Genomic DNA, 18,066 nt, shown 5'->3' on the forward strand with positions numbered 1-18,066 from the left:
GGTTTGGCAAGTTTGGTACGCTTGGTGTTGTTGTTCCTGGTTTTGTTGTTCCTGGGTTTGTTGTTCCTGGTTTTGTTCCTTCACCCGGTTTTGTTCCTTCACCTGGTTTTGTTCCTTCACCCGGTTTTGTTCCTTCACCTGGTTTTGTTCCTTCGCCTGGTTTTGTTCCTTCACCTGGTTTTGTGCCTTCGCCTGGTTTTGTGCCTTCGCCTGGTTTTGTGCCTTCGCCTGGTTTAGTTCCTTCACCTGGTTTTGTTCCCGGTTGTTCAGGTGTTGGTGTAGAAGTATCTGAATTTTCATTTTTTTCATACTCAAATGCCAAGTCATAGATTGACATACTATCCACCTTGACATTTACTTTTTTTATATCTTGTTTGTCTTGTTCGAAAGGAACTTCTTTTATAATTTTTCCATTTTTTGTAAGGTAAGCTTTCTTCACAGTTTTACCATTGTGAATTATTTTTAGAATGTTGAAATTACCTTTTGCTACTTTTGACACTTCACATCTTCTAGGATTTATAAGATGAATTTCAAAAATATCAACATCTTTATTCTTAAATTCTTCAACAGTTTCTTTTTTTATGTGACCAGTTGCTAGCAATAAATCTTTGAAATTCATTCCCGTTACTATTGTATTTCCTTTTGAACAAATAACCTTGCTATTATTTTTATTAATGTCTTTAATATCTATTAATTGTAATTTAAGTACAGATCTACAAGTAGAATGGTCATACACGTATTTTCCACGACCTGATGCCAATGGGTCTTTTCCTGTTCTTTCAGATTTATCCTTGACAGTCAATGGGAAGTTTTCAATTCCAAATTTATTGGAAGGATCTTCAAAACTAACAGCGTATTGTATATCTTCCAATAAATCAACGCTTATTTTTCCGTTTTTTACAGGAACTTTTATTTTTTCAAATTGACTAGTAAGAATTACATTTCCAGCTCCATGATATAGTCCAGAGCCAATACAAACAGGAATTTCAAAGTGTATTTTTTCCTTGTTTTGTTCTCCAGATTTTAATTCTTTTACATTAATTTTTTCAATATTTGTAGATACACTGTCTTCGTATTTTTTACTAGTTCTATTTCTTACAGGGAAATTTCCTTCTCCATTAGGTTTAATATACAATTGATTAACTTCTAGATCATAAGGTTTATCGGAAATAGTGTATTTTTTATCAGTACAGTAAATAATATATGTGTCATTTTCATACAAGCTCAAAGAAGGAAATACTCCATTCTTCGCAGTAACATCGCCAAAATATTCTTGTTTTGTTCCATTGAATAACTTGAATTGAACGTCTTCTGATAATTTTTGACCATTTACATCATAAATTTGCAATTCTTTTGTATTAACCTTATTATTTGAGAAATGACATTCTTGAGATGGACATGGACGCTCACCGGCTTCATTTCCAGGTTTTTCAGGTTGAGGGTTAGTTTTCTTAGTAGTAATATTTAAAGTTTCTAATTTCTTGTCATTAGAGTAAAGATTATATACTTTTTGTCCCATAAAGTTATTTTCTTTTTTCAAAATGAAAGAGATATCTTTCATTTCGTATTTTTCATCCACTAATTTCAAAGTGTATGATTTTTTAGGATCTAATTTCAAATTCAAAGATCCATTTTTGTCAGTAGCTATATCAGTAGTGATATTATCTGAAATTAATTGGAATTTAATTCCCTTTTTATAATGTTCACCATCTATACTTACAGAAACAGCTTTTTCTTCTAATTCAACAGTTGGATTTTCAGGTTGAGGGTTAGTTTTCTTAGTAGTAATATTTAAAGTTTCTAATTTCTTGTCATTGGAGTAAAGATTATATACTTCAGTTCCCATAAAATTAGTTCCTTTTTTCAAAGTGAAAGAGACATCTTTCATTTCGTATTTTTCATCGACTAATTTCAAAGTGTATGATTTTTTAGGGTCTAACTTCAAATTCAATGAACCGTTGTTGTCAGTAGCTATATCAGTAGTGACATTATCTGAAATTAATTGGAATTTAATTCCTTCTTGATATTTTTTTCCATCTATACTTACAGGAATAGCTTTTTCTTCTAATTCAAAAGTTGGATTTTCAGGTTGAGGGTTAGTTTTCTTAGTAGCAATATTTAAAGTTTCTAATTTCTTGTCATTAGAGTAAAGATTATATACTTTTTGTCCCATAAAGTTATTTTCTTTTTTCAAAATGAAAGAGATATCTTTCATTTCGTATTTTTCATCCACTAATTTCAAAGTGTATGATTTTTTAGGATCTAATTTCAAATTCAATGAGCCGTTGTTGTCAGTAGCGAGTTTTGTATTAGCTCCTTCTGTGATTAACTCAAATTTTATACCAGTAGGAGCAGGTTTGTTGTCGACATTTACAAGAACAGCTTTTTCTTCTAACTCAGTAGTCGGATTTTCGGGTTGAACCTGTTTTTGCTTAATTGATAGTGTTGTTACTTTTTTGTTTTTTTCATTAAACAAGGCTGAATTTCCAAAAAGAGAGGATGTATCTTTTTTAAGAGAAAGCTTCACATCATCCATTTCGTACTTATCATTTTTTAATTTAATAGTAGCTGTTTCATTATTTTTAATATCAAAGTACAATTTAGATTTTTCACTCTTGATTTTTTCTGTTTTATTACCTATTGTAACTTCGAATTCTAATTCATCAGCAATGTCTTTTTCGTTACTTTTTAGTTCTAGTTGTTGAGTATATTTACTAATAATAGATATTGTGTTTTTAATATCTTCATCATTTGAATCAGTAAAGCCATCTTTTGTTTTAACAAACATAAAGCCTTCTTCTTCGTTATCTTCAAAATTATCGTTTTTAACTTTTAGCGAATAATTTTTTCCTTCTTCAAACTTGATACCAGAAAGAACGCCGTTTTTTGTCGTAAATTCACCGATTTTAACAGGGTTTCCACCATTAAATGAACTTAGAGTAAAGGTAACATCCTTTTTTATTGGTCTTTCATATTGGTCAACAACTCTTAGGCTGTTGGAATCTAATTTTTGCTCAACGCTTGTTGATGTTGGAACTGATTGAGCGTAACTTTTGTCAATTGACAATGAACTGGTCGATGTTATTATCATACTAAACAAAAGAAATTTTGCTATTAATTTTTTCATAAAAACTCCTTTATACATTTTGACATAAAATTGGGCAATCTATGATTGCCCAATTTTGTATTTGATTCAATTGTGTTATTATTTGCTAGCTGAGCCTTCTACTTTATATCCGGCGTCCATCCACGCAACGATTCCACCTGGATGACGGTAAACATTTGTGAATCCAGCTTCTTTTGCAAGAACTGCTCCGACATCGCTTCTTGCGCAGCCGACAAATCCGCAATAAACAACGACAGTTTTGTTTTTGTCATCGCCCAATGCTTTCAAGAAAGCTTCTTTTTGTTCTGGTTTTAATTCTTCTGCTTTCATTGGCAATTCTGCGTTAACAGCTCCTGGGATTCTGTTTTTTTCGAAAGATTTTGCAGGCATTGTGTCGACAATTACCATATCCTTTTTTTGTTCTACCCAAGAGTTCAAGTCTTCTGTCGATACTAATTGGTATCCACCTTTGTTGACAGCGTTGACAAGCTTCAAGCTTGCAGCTTCGATTTTTTGTTCGTTGCCGTCTTTTGCTGTGCCAGGGCCTTTAGCTCCGGCAGCTTTTTGACATCCTGTTGCCAATATCAATATCATGGCAAATACAGTTAAAGTTTTAATTAATCTCTTCATTAACTAATTCCTCCTCAATTTTTTTATATCATTATTATTATATCGTAAATTCTGACGGAAAAATCGTTTTATTTATTGAAATTTCCTATAAATGAGCTGTTTTTATGGTGATTCTTAGGAAATTTTCAATAAATGATATTGTTTTTTGTGCGAATGAAATTTTTCGTTATGATATACTATAAGTAATTTTATTTTGTAATGTGAATTTTGTTGATAAAAAGGAGCAAATTATGTATATTTTGATGGTTGCGATGGTGCTTTTGCTGGCGCTTTTGGCTGTAAAATTTTCGAATAAAATCGGCATTCCGTCTTTTTTGTTGTTTATTATTTTGGGGATTTCGTTTAATTTTTTAGGTGTCAAATTTGACAATTATAGATTTGTCGACCAATTTTCAAATATTGTACTTTTGATTATTTTGAAGAAATTTCTGTAAATTAAATTTAAACACGATTTTTCCGTGCGATATTTGATATAATATAAGGATTAAAACAATTTATGAAAGGACTGTTATGATAGATTATTTGATTCACAAATTTGTTAAAAACCACGACGACACACAGAGCCTCAAAACACGCAGAGAGTACGGAAATTTGAGCAGTGCTGTGGGACTATCAATCAACTTGTTTTTGTTTTTGACAAAGCTAAGCATAGGATTACTAACCAACTCCATCGCGATAATGGCAGACGCAATCAACAACTTGTCGGACTGTTTCAGCATCATCCTCATGGTTTTGAGCTTCAGTATGAGCACCAAACCCGCCGATGAAAAGCACCCTTACGGACATTCCAGACTGGAATACATCTTCTCGTCGATGATTACAATAGTTGTCATCTACATCGGCGTCAAATTGGTAGTCGTATCCTTCAAGAAGATAATCCATCCGGAAATTATCACATTCAACATCTACTCGATTTTGGTTCTTGTGGTAGCAATAGCGGCGAAGTTTTGGCTAAGCAAATTCTACTATAAAATATCGAAAAAAATAGACTCCGACTTACTGATGGCGACATCCGTAGACTCACGAAGTGACTGCATATCGACATCCATCGTACTAATCTCAGTCGTTGTGTTTGCATTGACAAAGCTAAACGTCGACGCATACATCGGATTGTTGGGAGGTATCATCATAATCAAAAACGGATTCGAAATGATAACCGACACAGTCGACAAAATACTGGGAACAGGAGCATCGAGGAAATTCGAACGAGAAATCTTGGAATTTGTAGAAGGATATGACGGAATATACGGAGCTCACGATTTGAGAGTGCACGATTACGGCCCTGGTCACATATTCATCACAGTTGACGTGCAAGTCGACAGCAAAAAAGAATTTATCAAGCTGCACTCACTCGTCGACACGATAGAACGAGATTTGATAGAAAAAAAGGGAATCTACTCCACAATCCATATGGACCCACTGCAAATCGACAATCCGAAAGTTGACCGCCTCGAAAAAATGGTCACAGACATAATCAAAAATATGAATAAAGATTGGATATTAAATGATTTCAGAATCGCCGACAAAAAAGACACCATCGAGATGATATTCGACATACGAGTTGACATCAAAGAAAAAATGCGTGACGAAGAAATCGTCGACACAGTCAAAACGAAAATCCAGTCACATGATATGAGATACTACCCAATCATCGCTATATCCAGAGGATATCAAAGAAAAAACTTCTATTAGAGTACAAATCACATTCTCAGACAACGAGAGTGTGATTTTTTTTGTGGAAAAAATCGGGATGAAATTTCAGAAAAAAACAAACCATTCTTAGAACTTTCGCCTCACAAAAAATCAAACGTTAACACAAAAATGACATTTGAAAATTTGTATCTAAATAGATAAAAGCACATAAATATATAAGCATAATTTCTTTTATTTTATTCAAAAAGAAATGTACTTTAATAAAAAAATATTTACTTGACATTAAACGTTTTTATGTTTAAAATTTAGATTATAGGGAAGATTTTTTTAGGGGAATTGTTTGATACATAAAATCAATAAACATATTAACATTCAATATTTTTTCTTAAATAATTTCCACATATTTTAATAATTTCCACATATTTTCACAACTAAATAAAATTTTAATTTTTCATGATGAAAAGGTTTATTCACAGGTAGTGATAAGTTTTACTTATTCAAAATACATTTTAAAACAAAAGAAGGGGGTAATTATGAAAAGTAAATTAAGCTTGTTGCTTGCAATTATTATTGGTATTACTGCATTTAGTGGTTGTTCCAAAGAAGGAAATAATGCTGGCGATAAAGAAACACTAACAATTGCTACAAGTGGGGATGCTATATCACTTGATCCAGTATCCACTAACGACAATCAATCCAGTAACGTAATGTCACAAATATATGAAGGATTGGTTGAAATCGGAGAAGACAACAAACCTAAACCTTTGTTGGCAGAGAAAATCGATCAAAAAGATGATGTCACTTACACTATTCACCTAAAGAAGAACATTAAATTCCACAACGGTGAGGAAATGAAAGCAAAAGACGTTGTTTTCAGTTTGAAAAGAGCTGTGGATGCACCAAACGTTAAGCATTTATTCAGTTCAATCGACAAGGACAAGCTAAAAGCTGTCGATGATTACACAGTTGAAATGAAATTAAAAGAACCTTATGCAGGTATTCTTTACTCATTGTGTCACCCAGGTGCTTTTATTTGCAACGAAAAAGCGGTAAAAGAAGGTGGAGACAGTTACAAGATGAACCCTGTTGGAACAGGCGCAGTTAAATTTGCATCTTGGACAAAAGCTGATAGCGTTGTTATGGAAAGATTTGAAGATTATCACGGAGAAAAAACTCAATTCAAAACATTGAAATTCAGAGTTATTCCTGAACCAACTAACAGACTTGTAGAATTAGAGTCAGGTGGAGTTGATATTTCTTACGACATAGCTGCTAACGACATTTCAAAAGTAAAGGAAAACGATAGCCTAAATTTAGTTAGAGGTCAAGATTATGGTACTACTTATTTGGGATTCAACTGTCAAAAGAAACCGTTTGACAATCCAAAAGTAAGAGAAGCTATTTCTTATGCAATTGATATGGACGGAATAATCAAGGCAGTATTCTTGGGAGTTGGTAAAACAGCTACAAGCCCAATGTCACAAACATTGAAGTTCTCAGTTGCAGATAAAATTCAAGCAAAGAAGAGAGATGTCAACAAGGCAAAACAATTGTTAAAAGAAGCTGGATTAGAAAAAGGATTCAAAACTAGTATTTCTACAAACGAAAAGAAAGAAAGAGTTGATATGGCGACAGCTATCAAGGAACAATTGGCTGAAATAGGCGTAGATTGTTCAATCAACGTTCTTGAATGGTCTGCATTCAACGATGTATTAAAAAACGGCAAACAAGATATGTTCGAAATAGCTTGGATTGCAGATACTCCAGACCCAGACAGTTTTATGTTCCCATGCTTCCACTCATCAGCAGCAGGTGAAGGTGGTAACTATTGCTATCTAAAAGATAAAGAAATGGACAAATTATTGGAAGATGCTAAGAGAGAAAATGACGAAGCAAAGAGAGCTGAATTGTACAAGAAAGCTCAAGAACGTGCTATCGAAATCTCTGCATGGGTTCCTGAATACAACGGAGAACTTTTAGTTGGTTGCAAGAAGCAAATTCAAAACTTCAAGATTTCTCCATTCGGATGGTACAAGTTACAATCAATCAAAAAAGCAGAATAATATATTAAAGAGGGCATAGCCCTCTTTAATAAAATTTTGAACCAAGCAAAGGATACAATAATGATTAAATACGTTATAAAGAGAATTTTTTATTTGATTCCTGTTGTCATAGGAGTAAGTTTTATTGTTTTCTCTCTTTTGTATATAACACCGGGCGATCCAGCTAGAAACGCTCTCGGACCTAGCGCATCGGAGGCGGCTGTTAAACAACTTAGAGTGGATATGGGACTAGAAGACCCGTTTATTCAACAGTATTCGAGGTATTTGAAAAATCTAGCAACCAAGTTTGATTTGGGCAAGTCGTACATAACAAAAACTTATGTTACTAAAGAAGTGATGAGCAGAGCTTCATCCACATTTAGACTAGCAGTGTTGGCGATTACATTTGCCGTAATACTCGGAATACCAATCGGCATTATTTCTGCTATCAAGCAGTATTCTTTTTTCGATAATATAACAATGATATTCGCATTAATAGGGATTTCTATGCCAGTTTTCTGGTTGGGACTATTGCTAATAATGTTGTTTTCAGTTAAATTGGGATGGCTTCCATCATCAGGATTCACAACTGTAAAGCAAATGATTCTTCCGGCTGTTGCGTTGGGCTCACAATCCGTATCGGTAATCACGAGAATGACAAGGTCATCAATGTTGGAAGTTATCAGAATGGATTACATCAGAACTGCAAGGGCAAAAGGTCAAAGAGAAAACAAAGTTATATGGAAACACGCACTTGGCAACGCATTGATTCCTATCATCACAATAATTGGTATACAATTTGGTCAATTGATGGGTGGTGCGTTGATGACAGAAGTTATTTTCTCAATACCTGGAATAGGAAGATTAATGGTAGATTCCATCAAAATGAGAGATGCTCCTATGGTATTAGGATGTGTACTATTCGTTGCGATTACATTCAGTATTGTTAACTTGATAGTAGACTTATTATACACATTCGTCGATCCAAGAATTAAGACTAAGTACGTATAGGAGAGAGTTTTATGGAAAATAATGTAAAAAATAGTAATCTTAGTAATGATTCACAAAAAAATTCTAAGCCAAATAGAACAAAAAGAGGAAGATTTAAAAAATTATCGGACATTTGGAAGAGAATGCGAAGAAATCACCTCGCTATGTTTGGCTTGTTCATAATAATAGTTTTGATATTTGTCGCAATATTCGCAGACAAGATAGCACCTTATGGTTTCTCGGAACAAAATTTGAAAAACCAATTCGCAGCTCCAAACGCCAAGAACTTGTTCGGAACGGATGATTTGGGCAGAGATATCTTCAGTAGAGTTGTGTACGGTTCGAGAATTTCATTGAAGGTCGGATTTATTTCTGTTGGTATCGCACTTGTCTTGGGAACGGCCATTGGAGCTGTCACAGGATATTTCGGAGGAAAAATCGACAACTTCTTTATGAGATTTATCGACATTCTTCAATCAATTCCGGATATTTTGTTGGCGATTGCAATATTGGCAGCGTTGGGCCCTGGACTTGCAAACTTGATGATAGCGGTAGGTATCGCATCCATTCCGGGCTATGCTCGTATCGTAAGAAGCTCGGTGTTGTCCATAAGAGACCAGGAATTTGTCGAGGCTGCAAGAGCTGAAGGCTCATCGAATTTCAGAATAATATTCAAACATATCATCCCAAACTGTATGGCGCCGATTATCGTACAAGCAACTCTCGGTGTTGCCTACGCAATCATCAATGCGGCTGGTTTGAGTTTTATCGGATTGGGTTTGGAACCACCTACACCGGAATGGGGCGCGATGTTGTCTGCTGGTAGGTCGTTCATCAGAGACCATATGCACATGACATTGTTCCCAGGATTGGCAATAGTAATCACGATATTTGCCTTGAACGTGTTGGGCGATGGCTTGAGAGATGCCTTGGATCCAAAATTGAAGAGATAGGGGTATTGATATGGAAAAACTATTAGATATTAAAAATTTAAGCGTAGAATTTGACACGGATTCGGGGTTAGTAAAGGCTGTCAACAATCTCAATTTGTCGGTGGGAAAAGCCCAAACATTGGGATTTGTAGGGGAAACTGGAGCTGGCAAGACTACGACAGCTCTTGCGATTATGAAGCTGATTCAATCTCCTCCTGGAAAAATCACATCGGGCGAAGTTTTCTTTGAAGGCGAAGATTTGTTAAAAGTCAAAGAAAAAGATATGTTTCACATAAGAGGCAATCAGATTTCTATGATTTTCCAAGACCCTATGACATCTTTGAATCCAATCATCACAGTCGGTGACCAAATCAGAGAAGTAATCGGCCTTCACGAAAAATTATCAAAGGAAGAAATAACTAAAAAAACAGAAGAAATGTTGGAATTGGTTGGAATCAGAAAAGAAAGAATCAACGACTATCCACATCAATTCTCCGGCGGTATGAAACAGAGAATCGTAATTGCAATGGCACTAGCTTGTAATCCAAAGCTTTTGATTGCAGATGAACCTACAACTGCATTGGACGTTACTATCCAAGCTCAAGTTATGGAATTGATGAAAAGCTTGAAGGATAAATACGACACATCAATGATATTGATTACACATGATTTAGGGGTAGTTGCAGAAATTTGCGATGTCGTTTCGGTAGTGTATGCGGGAACAATCTTGGAATCCGGTTCAGTAAAATCTATCTTCACCAACCCAAAACACCCTTACACAATCGGGCTGTTTAACTCCATTCCTTCACTTGATGAAGATGTCGAAAAATTGAAAGTAATTCCGGGATTCACACCAGACCCATCGGATTTGCCAAAAGGATGTTGTTTCCACCCAAGATGTCCTCACTGTATGGAAAAATGCAAACAAGCCTTCCCACCGATGTACGAAGTCGAAGAAGGTCACTTTGTTGCTTGTTATTTGTGCGAAGATGAGTTAGGAGAAAACAATGGAAAATAATGTACTATTAGAAGTCAAAAACCTCAAAAAATATTTTCAAACAAAACGAGGTTTGCTCCACGCAGTTGACGATATCAACCTTACAATCAACAAAGGCGAAACACTAGGTCTTGTAGGAGAGTCCGGTTGCGGAAAATCCACAGCAGGAAGAGCCATCCTCAGACTACACGAGCCAACATCCGGCGAAGTGTTGTTGAACGGCAAAAATGTATTGGAATACAAAACACGAACTGAAATCAACAAAATGAGACAGGAAATGCAGATAGTATTTCAAGACCCATACTCTTCGTTGAATCCTAGAATGAACACATTTGAACTCATTTCCGACCCGCTAATAGTTAACAAACTAACTAAAAGCCAAGACGAATTGGAAGATAGAGTCTACGAAATGATGGAAATCGTAGGATTGGAAGAGAGATTGGCAGGCTCTTATCCTCACGAACTAGACGGAGGAAGAAGACAAAGAATTGGAATTGCAAGAGCATTGATACTCAAACCACAGTTTATCGTATTGGACGAACCGGTAAGTGCACTTGACGTAAGTATCCAAGCCCAAATCCTGAACTTGATGGACGAATTGCAAGACAGATTGTCGTTGACATACTTGTTTATCTCGCACGATTTGAGCGTAGTAAAGCACATTTCAGACAGAATAGCTGTAATGTACTTGGGAAAAATTGTAGAATTAACCGATTACAAGAGAATTTTCTCTGACCCACTACACCCTTACACAAAGGCGTTGCTATCGGCGATACCAATTCCAAAATACGGATTGAACAGAGAGAGAATAATACTAAAAGGCGACGTTCCAAGTCCGATAAATCCACCAGAAGGATGTAGATTTTGCGGAAGATGTCCAAACAAAATGGATATCTGCGAAAAAATCACGCCGGAACTTGAAGAAGTGGACGAAAATCACTTCGTAGCATGCCACTTATACAAAAAAACAATCGAGTAATTATTATATTCTCCTTGAAAAGAACTGACCAAAAAAGGTTGGTTCTTTTTTTATGCACGACAAGCACAGCCTCATCACTAAATTAGTGACAGGCTGTGTTTTTTTGTTTGAAGAATAATTTACTTGTTTGAAACTGGAAATACAAATGATAATATCATTAAAATCGCAAATGCGAAAATTGATATTACATTGATTATAATGTGAATTAGTCTGAGATTTTTGTTGGATATTTGATTTCTTAGCGCCAAATTCAAAATAGCAAACGGAATCAAATACAACAAACAGAATCCTTGTTGACCAAATCCATCAAAAAATATCAGTCCGATTAATACAATAATTTGTGCCAAATAAGAAAATGGTATTAGTAATTTCTTCATAAAATGCTCCTTTTTTTTTATTAATTATAATATAAATTATACTAAAAAAATATCGGAGGGTAAATGTATGAAAAAATTATTTAGTATGTTTTTTATGGCTACTATGGTATTGTCTATGTTTTTAGGAACAGTATGTTATGCTGAGGCAGAAGATTCACTAAATGATCAAATGGCGATAATAGATGAATATTTGATTAAAGATGAAAATTTTGTGAGTTTTAATTTAGAAAAAGCTATAGGTGATGGTATTGATAAAGAAATCATAGAAATTGGAGAATGTATTAATGAATTATCAGATGCTTATAATGCTAGTAATCATAACGACAAACAATTACTAAGGTCTATAGAAGTAGCAATTTATGGTAATTATTGTGGACCTAATACTCCTTGGAATAAAAAAGATGCACCTATTGATACATTAGATACATATTGCATGTATCATGACCTATGCTACCTTAGTAAAGGATGGGGAAACAAAGAATGTAACAGAAAATTTGTTAAACAACTTAAGGCTGCAATTTCTAGGGGAGCAATTCCAAAAGGAAAAGCAATGTTAGTAGCAAAAGGAGCTATAGCTATATTCAGCAAATTATCATAAACTATACCACTTCATTTGAAGTGGTATTTTTTTATGAGTTTTTCAACATAGACTCGGTTATCTTCACAAATCTCTTCCAAATAAGTGCGAAAATAATGAAGTTCACAAGAGCTTGCACTCCATTGGGAATGATTGTCGCAAAGGCTGTTTTGTTTCCGTAAAGGATAACGGATGTGAAGAAGTATCCCACCACCATCACCAATTCACAGATTACACCAGCCGTCAACACTGTGGATTGGGTTTTGTTTGTGAATTTTTTCAAAAATACTCCCATCGCCAAACCCATAACTCCCTTCACGACAAAAGTGAACGGGGCGAACGCAGCATATCCCAAAAACAAATCCGCCAAGCTCGAACCAACTGCACCGCAAATCATACCGATGATTGGGCCGAACGCTACAGTCGACAGCAAGATTACAAAATCTCCCAAATTGACATATCCCATTGCAGGTGACACCGGAATTTTGACTGCGATTGTGAAAAACGCCGTCAGTGCGATGAATATAGCTGTTGTAGTTATTTTTTTCGTTGTCATAATTTCCCTCCTGAAAACATTATAGGTAAAATTTGTGATAGTTCATAGTAGCAAAAAATGAAAATTTAATGGTAACAGATTGGTGGATTTTTGGTTTGAAAAAAATTTTTTTTGAAAAATAATTTAGTATTTCGGTAGGATTTTACATTTATATGCAATTTAGCAATAAAAAAACAACAAGCAATTAAAATTAAAAGAAATTTGTTTAAATAAAACGGCTAAATTACAAGTGACACAGAAAAACTTGCGTTCATATTGATGAAAACGATAGAAGTATAATTATTAATTTTGAGGACTAAAAACAAATTGACATTTATTATTTCATTAAGTAAAATTAGTGTAATAAAAAACGCAAAGGTTGTCACAGGTCTTTGCGAATAAATTTAAGGGGGTATATATGAAACCATATTCTAAGAAATTTTTAGCCGGTGTGCTATTGTTTTCGTTGGTTTTGCCAAGTGCGACAACATTTGCGAACAATCAGACAGACAGCACTACATACGCTAAACTTGAAGAACAAGGGGTCAAGAAGGACCAAGAGGTCAAGGTCATCGTTGAAACTGATAACAAGCCAGCAATAGAGAAGGAATCCAACATCAAGAGTGCTAGATTTCAACAAGCTGTCAAGTCTTCAGAGTCAGAAGTGAAGAACACTACAGAAAACATCGATTCAAAATTGAAAAAACAAAACGTCAAGCTCGACAAGGACGAGGAATTTTCAGCTGTCATTACGGGTTTTTCTGCGAAGATAAAAGCAAAGGACATCGACAAGTTGATTAATCAACGTGGCGTCAAGAAGGTAACTTTGCAAATGCAGGCGCAACGACCAAAAAATGGCGCATCGCCAAATCTTATGACAGCGCCTTCTATGATTAAGGCCGATACGTTGTGGAACACTTATCAATTTACAGGCCAAGGAATGCTCGTGAGCATAATCGATACAGGGGTAGACCCTAACCACAAGGATATGAAATTATCCACTGACGTCGAGTCCAAATACAAGAGCGAGGCTGATGTCAACAAAGTTATACAGGCAAACGGATTGAGGGGAAAATGGTTCAGCAGAAAAATCCCTTACGGATACAACTACGCCGATGAGTCGCAAGAAATCAGAGATTCTGGAATAGGCGGATACCACGGAATGCACGTTGCAGGAATAGTCGCTGCGAATGGCGATGAGAAAGACAAAGGAGTAAGGGGTGTAGCACCAAACGCTCAATTGTTGGCGATGAAAGTTTTCAGCAACGACGCATTGGTGTCTACTGTTTACGAAGAAGTGTGGTTGAAGGCGATTGACGATTCCATCAAGCTCGGAGCAGACGTATTGAATATGAGCTTGGGAATGGGCTCGGGTTACAGCAGAGATGGCGCCTCACCTACAAATGAAGCGTTCAACAAAGCAAAAAAAGCCGGAGTTGTGTGCGCAGTCGCAATGGGCAACGACCGTGTTACAAACTGGGGAGGCAATGCGAAGACAAACTTGGCGACAAATCCCGACGTAGGTGTGGCAGGTCACCCAGCAGTTACTGACCCATCGTATTCTGTCGCTTCGATGGAAAACTTAAAATTGATGGGAAGAAACGTCTTGGTAGAAGGAACAGACATCAAATTGCCTACTGGTAACGCAGAAGGAGAAAACGAAAAATCTTCGACAGATATGGTCGAATATGTCGACTGTGGAGATGGAAATGCCGATTCAGATTATGATGGCAAAGAAGTAAAAGGCAAAATAGCTCTCGTACAAAGAGGCGCTAGGTCATTCAACGAAAAGGCTCTTTTAGCCGAATCAAAAGGTGCTGTCGGAATAATAATCTACAACACACCAACTGGTAGTGATTTGTCGACGATGTCAGGAATGGAGCTTAAAGATTTCCCATCAGTTTTCATCAAAAACAAAGATGGAAATAAATTGTTGGAATTGAAAAAAACAAACGAACACCAAAAAATCCAAATCACTCAAGTAAAATCCGTTGACAATCCACAAGCAGGACAAATGAGTACATTCTCATCGTGGGGAATCACACCTGATTTGAGATTGAAACCGGACATCGCTGGTGTCGGAGGAAACATCTACTCGACAGTCAACGACAACAAATACACTTTGATGAGCGGTACATCAATGGCGACTCCACAAGTTGCAGGGGCTAGTGCGTTGGTAATGCAAAGATTGTACAAAGACGGTTTATTGAAGAGAACTAGTGATGGCAAACCAGACCCACAACAAGAGTTCTTGACAGTTCTTGTGATGATGAACACAGCTACACCTGTAAAAGACACAGAAGTAAACGGTGCATCATTGTACACACCAAAACAACAAGGAGCAGGACTTGTCAACCTCGAAAACGCCGTCAAGACGGACGTAACTATCAAAGCTACAAGCGACAACGACAAAAAAGAAGACGGAAAATTGGAAGTCGGAGAAGTTGGAGAACAATTCAACGCTACATTCAAATTAAAGAACTACTCCAAGGATAAGGACATCACATTTACACCAAGATACATCTCATTAAAAGATGAAGTAAAAGATGGTAGATACACTGAACATTCATCAGTTGCAAAAGAAGAAACATTAGATCCTGTTACAGTACCAGCAAACGGCGAAGTAGAATACAAGGCAACGATATCTACAAAAGATATTGACAAAAATCAATTTGCACAAGGATATGTCGTATTTGAATCAAAAGACAACCCAACGCTTTCAATCCCATACACAGGATTCAAAGGCGATTGGTCAGAGCCACAATTCATCGACAATATGCCAGATTTCAGCGACAAAGTAAACTACGCACCAGTGGTATATCCAGATGGAGGAATCGACAAGACAGGATTTATGAGAAGAAAAACACAAGGCGGATGGGAATACTGGAACGCTTGGAACGTCGACGGAAAACCAACAGTATTCGTCAACGCTAACCAAGAAGACGGATTCAACACAGAAATAACACCTGTCATCTCCGTTATGAGAAACGCACTCGATGTAAAATACGACATCTTGGACAGCAAGGGAAAAGTATTGAGAAACTTATTCATCGATCCAGTTCTTCTAAAAGTCAACAGCTTGTACAAAGGCGGAGACAGCCAATACAGATTCCAATACGTTCCAGCCGGCTCTGCTTGGGATTTTAAAGACAACACAGAAAAATCAGTAGACGAAGGAACATACACTTACCAAATAACAGGCCACATAGATTACAAAAACGCCAAACCACAAAAATATCAGTACAACATCGTAGTCGATAACACAAAACCTGAAATATCCTACAAATACGACAAAGACAAAAGAGAACTTACCGTAATCGCAAAAGACGACAGAGCAGGAATATTCAGTGTCGGATACGAAAACAAAAAGACAAATGAATGGTACGGACAAACAGTAAGAAGTGACGACGGATTCAAAAACAACGACATCGTCAGAGACTACTCATACACATTCAAAATAGCTGACGGATTTGACCTTGCAAACCTTGGAGTATACGCATGGGACAACTCAAGAAATGTCAACAGCGAAAAAGTTGACACCAAAGTCACATCCAACATCGAAATCCAACCGATAGAATTGAAAGAAAAAGACCCAGTTCCTACAGAAGAACAAATCAAAAAATTCATCAAAGGACTTCCGGACAATGCGACAGTAAAAATCTTGGACAAGAATTTTGACAACACAGAAAAACCGGGCGACTATGAAATGAAAATATCTGTCAAAGTGGGAGACATCGAAACATACTATTGGATTTCTGTTAAAATCAAACCAGAAAAAGAACAACCAGAACAACAAGAACCAGAAAAACAACCAGAAAAAGACGATACGCTCTACACAATGCCAGTAATCAAAGTGGAAAGCCCAGACTACTACGAAGCATTCGGAAAACACGAAGACAAAAAACAAGACGAAAAACAAGATGAGCAAGGGGTAAAACAAGACGAACAAGACAAGGACTCCTACAACAAAATTCACATCAAAGGAAATGTAACACACATCAACCAAGTGGACGAGTTGACATTGACTGTGACAAAAGACGGCAAAAAGCTCGAAAAAATACCAACACAACCAATCACATTCAAGAAAGAATCCGACACGACATTCTCGTTTGACCACGAATTGAACATCTCCGAGCTAGAAGACGGCCACGTTTACGGATTGCAAATCAAAGTCAAAGGACAAAACAAAGAAGGACGCAACCTCGAAGACACAATCACAAGAAAAATCAGAAAAGACTTCGTCGCACCGGAACTCGACTACTCAGTAGAACACACAGATGAAACAGCGCCAACAGCGAAGATAACAGCAAAAGCACACGAAAATATGACTTACTTGGAAATGCTTTTGAACAAATCAATGCTCGAAAGAGTCGACAAAACTTGGGATTGCTTCGAACTAGAAAACGGCGTTGACGGAAAATTTGAAGTGGAAGTTCCATTGGAAATCGGCGAAAACAAATTCCAAATCAAAGCCTACGATGATGCCGGCAACGAAACAATCAAAGAAGTTGTCATAAACAGAAAAGACAAGAAAACTGCAAAACCAATCGACAACAAAGACTTGTTGGACAACTTGCTAAAAGCAAAGGAAATAGCATCTGTACCTGAAAAATACGAAATCACAGACGAACAATTGACTGAACTAAACAAATTGATACAACAAGCAACAGACGTTGTGAAAGAAAATCAATCACAAGAAAAAATCGACCAAGCAAATAACGACCTAAAAGCAGTTGTCACTAAAATAAAAGAAAAAGAAGTCAAAAAAGAAGACCTACAAAACCTTGTCGCTCAAAAAGAACAAGCACAAGAATTGGTGAAAAACAAATCAGAAAACAAATTATCACCACAACAAGAAAAAACATTGAACGACTTGGTAAAACAAGCTGAAGAATTGGCGAAAAACAAAGACGCTAAAAAAGAGGAAGTTGACAAATTAGCTAAACAAATAAAAGACGAAATAGCTAAAATAAAAGAAACTCCAAAACAAACACCAAGCGAAGGCACAACACCGAAAAATACACCACCAATCGTGGTAACAAAACCAGGTGAAGGAACAAAGCCGGGCGAAGGAACAAAACCGGGCGAAGGAACAAAACCGGGCGAAGGAACAAAACCAGGCGAAGGCACAAAACCAGGTGAAGGAACAAAACCAGGAACAACAAAACCTGGAACAACAAACCCAGGAACACCAACACCAAGCACACCAAACTTGCCAAACCCAACAACACCTGCACAAAACAACACA

General features: G+C 36.4%; 12 protein-coding genes and 1 pseudogene. 9 read left to right on the plus strand and 4 right to left on the minus strand.

The genetic code is table 11. The features are described from left to right. Both Q0X02_RS06875 and Q0X02_RS06880 read right to left on the minus strand, forming a co-directional pair. Nucleotides 1-3,127: pseudogene (locus Q0X02_RS06875) on the minus strand (hypothetical protein); the annotation flags it as partial. A 78-nt stretch (nt 3,128-3,205) separates the two neighbouring features. Further along, nucleotides 3,206-3,736: a rhodanese-like domain-containing protein gene (locus tag Q0X02_RS06880; RefSeq protein ID WP_297813512.1), complete on the minus strand. Its 531-nt coding sequence runs from the start codon at nt 3,734-3,736 to the stop codon at nt 3,206-3,208. 230 nt (nt 3,737-3,966) lie between these two features. On the opposite strand from Q0X02_RS06880, the gene Q0X02_RS06885 reads away from it, so the two are divergent. From Q0X02_RS06885 to Q0X02_RS06915, 7 genes are all read left to right on the plus strand, one after another. Continuing rightward, nucleotides 3,967-4,170 carry a hypothetical protein gene (locus tag Q0X02_RS06885; protein WP_297813515.1) on the plus strand — a complete coding sequence of 68 codons (204 nt, stop codon included), beginning with the start codon at nt 3,967-3,969 and terminating at the stop codon, nt 4,168-4,170. A 76-nt stretch (nt 4,171-4,246) separates the two neighbouring features. Further along, on the plus strand, nt 4,247-5,428 hold the full coding sequence (locus tag Q0X02_RS06890; RefSeq protein ID WP_297813518.1) for a cation diffusion facilitator family transporter: 1,182 nt from the start codon (nt 4,247-4,249) through the stop codon (nt 5,426-5,428). 494 nt (nt 5,429-5,922) lie between these two features. Then, nucleotides 5,923-7,452, plus strand: coding sequence for an ABC transporter substrate-binding protein (locus Q0X02_RS06895; protein WP_297813521.1), 1,530 nt, complete (start codon nt 5,923-5,925; stop codon nt 7,450-7,452). Nucleotides 7,453-7,512: 60 nt separating this feature from the next. Continuing rightward, the gene (locus Q0X02_RS06900) at nt 7,513-8,442 is read left to right on the plus strand and encodes an ABC transporter permease (RefSeq protein ID WP_297813524.1); all 930 of its coding nucleotides are present in this window, start codon (nt 7,513-7,515) and stop codon (nt 8,440-8,442) included. Between the two features lie 11 nt (nt 8,443-8,453). Then, nucleotides 8,454-9,374 carry an ABC transporter permease gene (locus Q0X02_RS06905; RefSeq protein ID WP_297813527.1) on the plus strand — a complete coding sequence of 307 codons (921 nt, stop codon included), beginning with the start codon at nt 8,454-8,456 and terminating at the stop codon, nt 9,372-9,374. Nucleotides 9,375-9,384: 10 nt separating this feature from the next. Beyond that, a complete protein-coding gene (locus Q0X02_RS06910) occupies nt 9,385-10,371 on the plus strand; it encodes an ABC transporter ATP-binding protein (RefSeq protein ID WP_297813531.1) in 987 nt (328 codons plus the stop codon). Continuing rightward, nucleotides 10,361-11,329 (plus strand): ABC transporter ATP-binding protein, encoded by a 969-nt coding sequence (locus Q0X02_RS06915; protein WP_297813534.1) that lies wholly within the window; start codon nt 10,361-10,363, stop codon nt 11,327-11,329. The genes Q0X02_RS06910 and Q0X02_RS06915 overlap by 11 nt, the downstream gene beginning before the upstream one ends. Before the next feature lie 119 nt (nt 11,330-11,448). Here Q0X02_RS06915 and Q0X02_RS06920 read toward each other — a convergent pair whose 3' ends face one another. Further along, nucleotides 11,449-11,706 carry a hypothetical protein gene (locus Q0X02_RS06920; protein ID WP_102164476.1) on the minus strand — a complete coding sequence of 86 codons (258 nt, stop codon included), beginning with the start codon at nt 11,704-11,706 and terminating at the stop codon, nt 11,449-11,451. Between the two features lie 67 nt (nt 11,707-11,773). Between Q0X02_RS06920 and Q0X02_RS06925 the strand changes: the two genes are divergently transcribed. Continuing rightward, nucleotides 11,774-12,304, plus strand: a complete 531-nt coding sequence (locus Q0X02_RS06925) for a hypothetical protein (protein ID WP_297813541.1) — start codon at nt 11,774-11,776, stop codon at nt 12,302-12,304. Nucleotides 12,305-12,335: 31 nt separating this feature from the next. On the opposite strand, the gene Q0X02_RS06930 is transcribed toward Q0X02_RS06925, so the two are convergent. Then, nucleotides 12,336-12,839 carry an ECF transporter S component gene (locus Q0X02_RS06930; protein WP_297813544.1) on the minus strand — a complete coding sequence of 168 codons (504 nt, stop codon included), beginning with the start codon at nt 12,837-12,839 and terminating at the stop codon, nt 12,336-12,338. Between the two features lie 397 nt (nt 12,840-13,236). Between Q0X02_RS06930 and Q0X02_RS06935 the strand changes: the two genes are divergently transcribed. Next, nucleotides 13,237-18,066: S8 family serine peptidase (locus Q0X02_RS06935; protein ID WP_297813547.1), on the plus strand; the 4,830-nt coding region annotated here is incomplete at its 3' end.

The sequence above is a fragment of the uncultured Finegoldia sp. genome (genome assembly GCF_947252345.1).
GTDB lineage: Bacteria > Bacillota > Clostridia > Tissierellales > Peptoniphilaceae > Finegoldia.

Bases quoted from the DNA above. Each gene is read 5' to 3' on its own strand.
- Q0X02_RS06880 (WP_297813512.1), bottom strand. From the start codon at position 3,736: ATGAAGAGATTAATTAAAACTTTAACTGTATTTGCCATGATATTGATA.
- Q0X02_RS06885 (WP_297813515.1), top strand. From the start codon at position 3,967: ATGTATATTTTGATGGTTGCGATGGTGCTTTTGCTGGCGCTTTTGGCT.
- Q0X02_RS06890 (WP_297813518.1), top strand. From the start codon at position 4,247: ATGATAGATTATTTGATTCACAAATTTGTTAAAAACCACGACGACACA.
- Q0X02_RS06895 (WP_297813521.1), top strand. From the start codon at position 5,923: ATGAAAAGTAAATTAAGCTTGTTGCTTGCAATTATTATTGGTATTACT.
- Q0X02_RS06900 (WP_297813524.1), top strand. From the start codon at position 7,513: ATGATTAAATACGTTATAAAGAGAATTTTTTATTTGATTCCTGTTGTC.
- Q0X02_RS06905 (WP_297813527.1), top strand. From the start codon at position 8,454: ATGGAAAATAATGTAAAAAATAGTAATCTTAGTAATGATTCACAAAAA.
- Q0X02_RS06910 (WP_297813531.1), top strand. From the start codon at position 9,385: ATGGAAAAACTATTAGATATTAAAAATTTAAGCGTAGAATTTGACACG.
- Q0X02_RS06915 (WP_297813534.1), top strand. From the start codon at position 10,361: ATGGAAAATAATGTACTATTAGAAGTCAAAAACCTCAAAAAATATTTT.
- Q0X02_RS06920 (WP_102164476.1), bottom strand. From the start codon at position 11,706: ATGAAGAAATTACTAATACCATTTTCTTATTTGGCACAAATTATTGTA.
- Q0X02_RS06925 (WP_297813541.1), top strand. From the start codon at position 11,774: ATGAAAAAATTATTTAGTATGTTTTTTATGGCTACTATGGTATTGTCT.
- Q0X02_RS06930 (WP_297813544.1), bottom strand. From the start codon at position 12,839: ATGACAACGAAAAAAATAACTACAACAGCTATATTCATCGCACTGACG.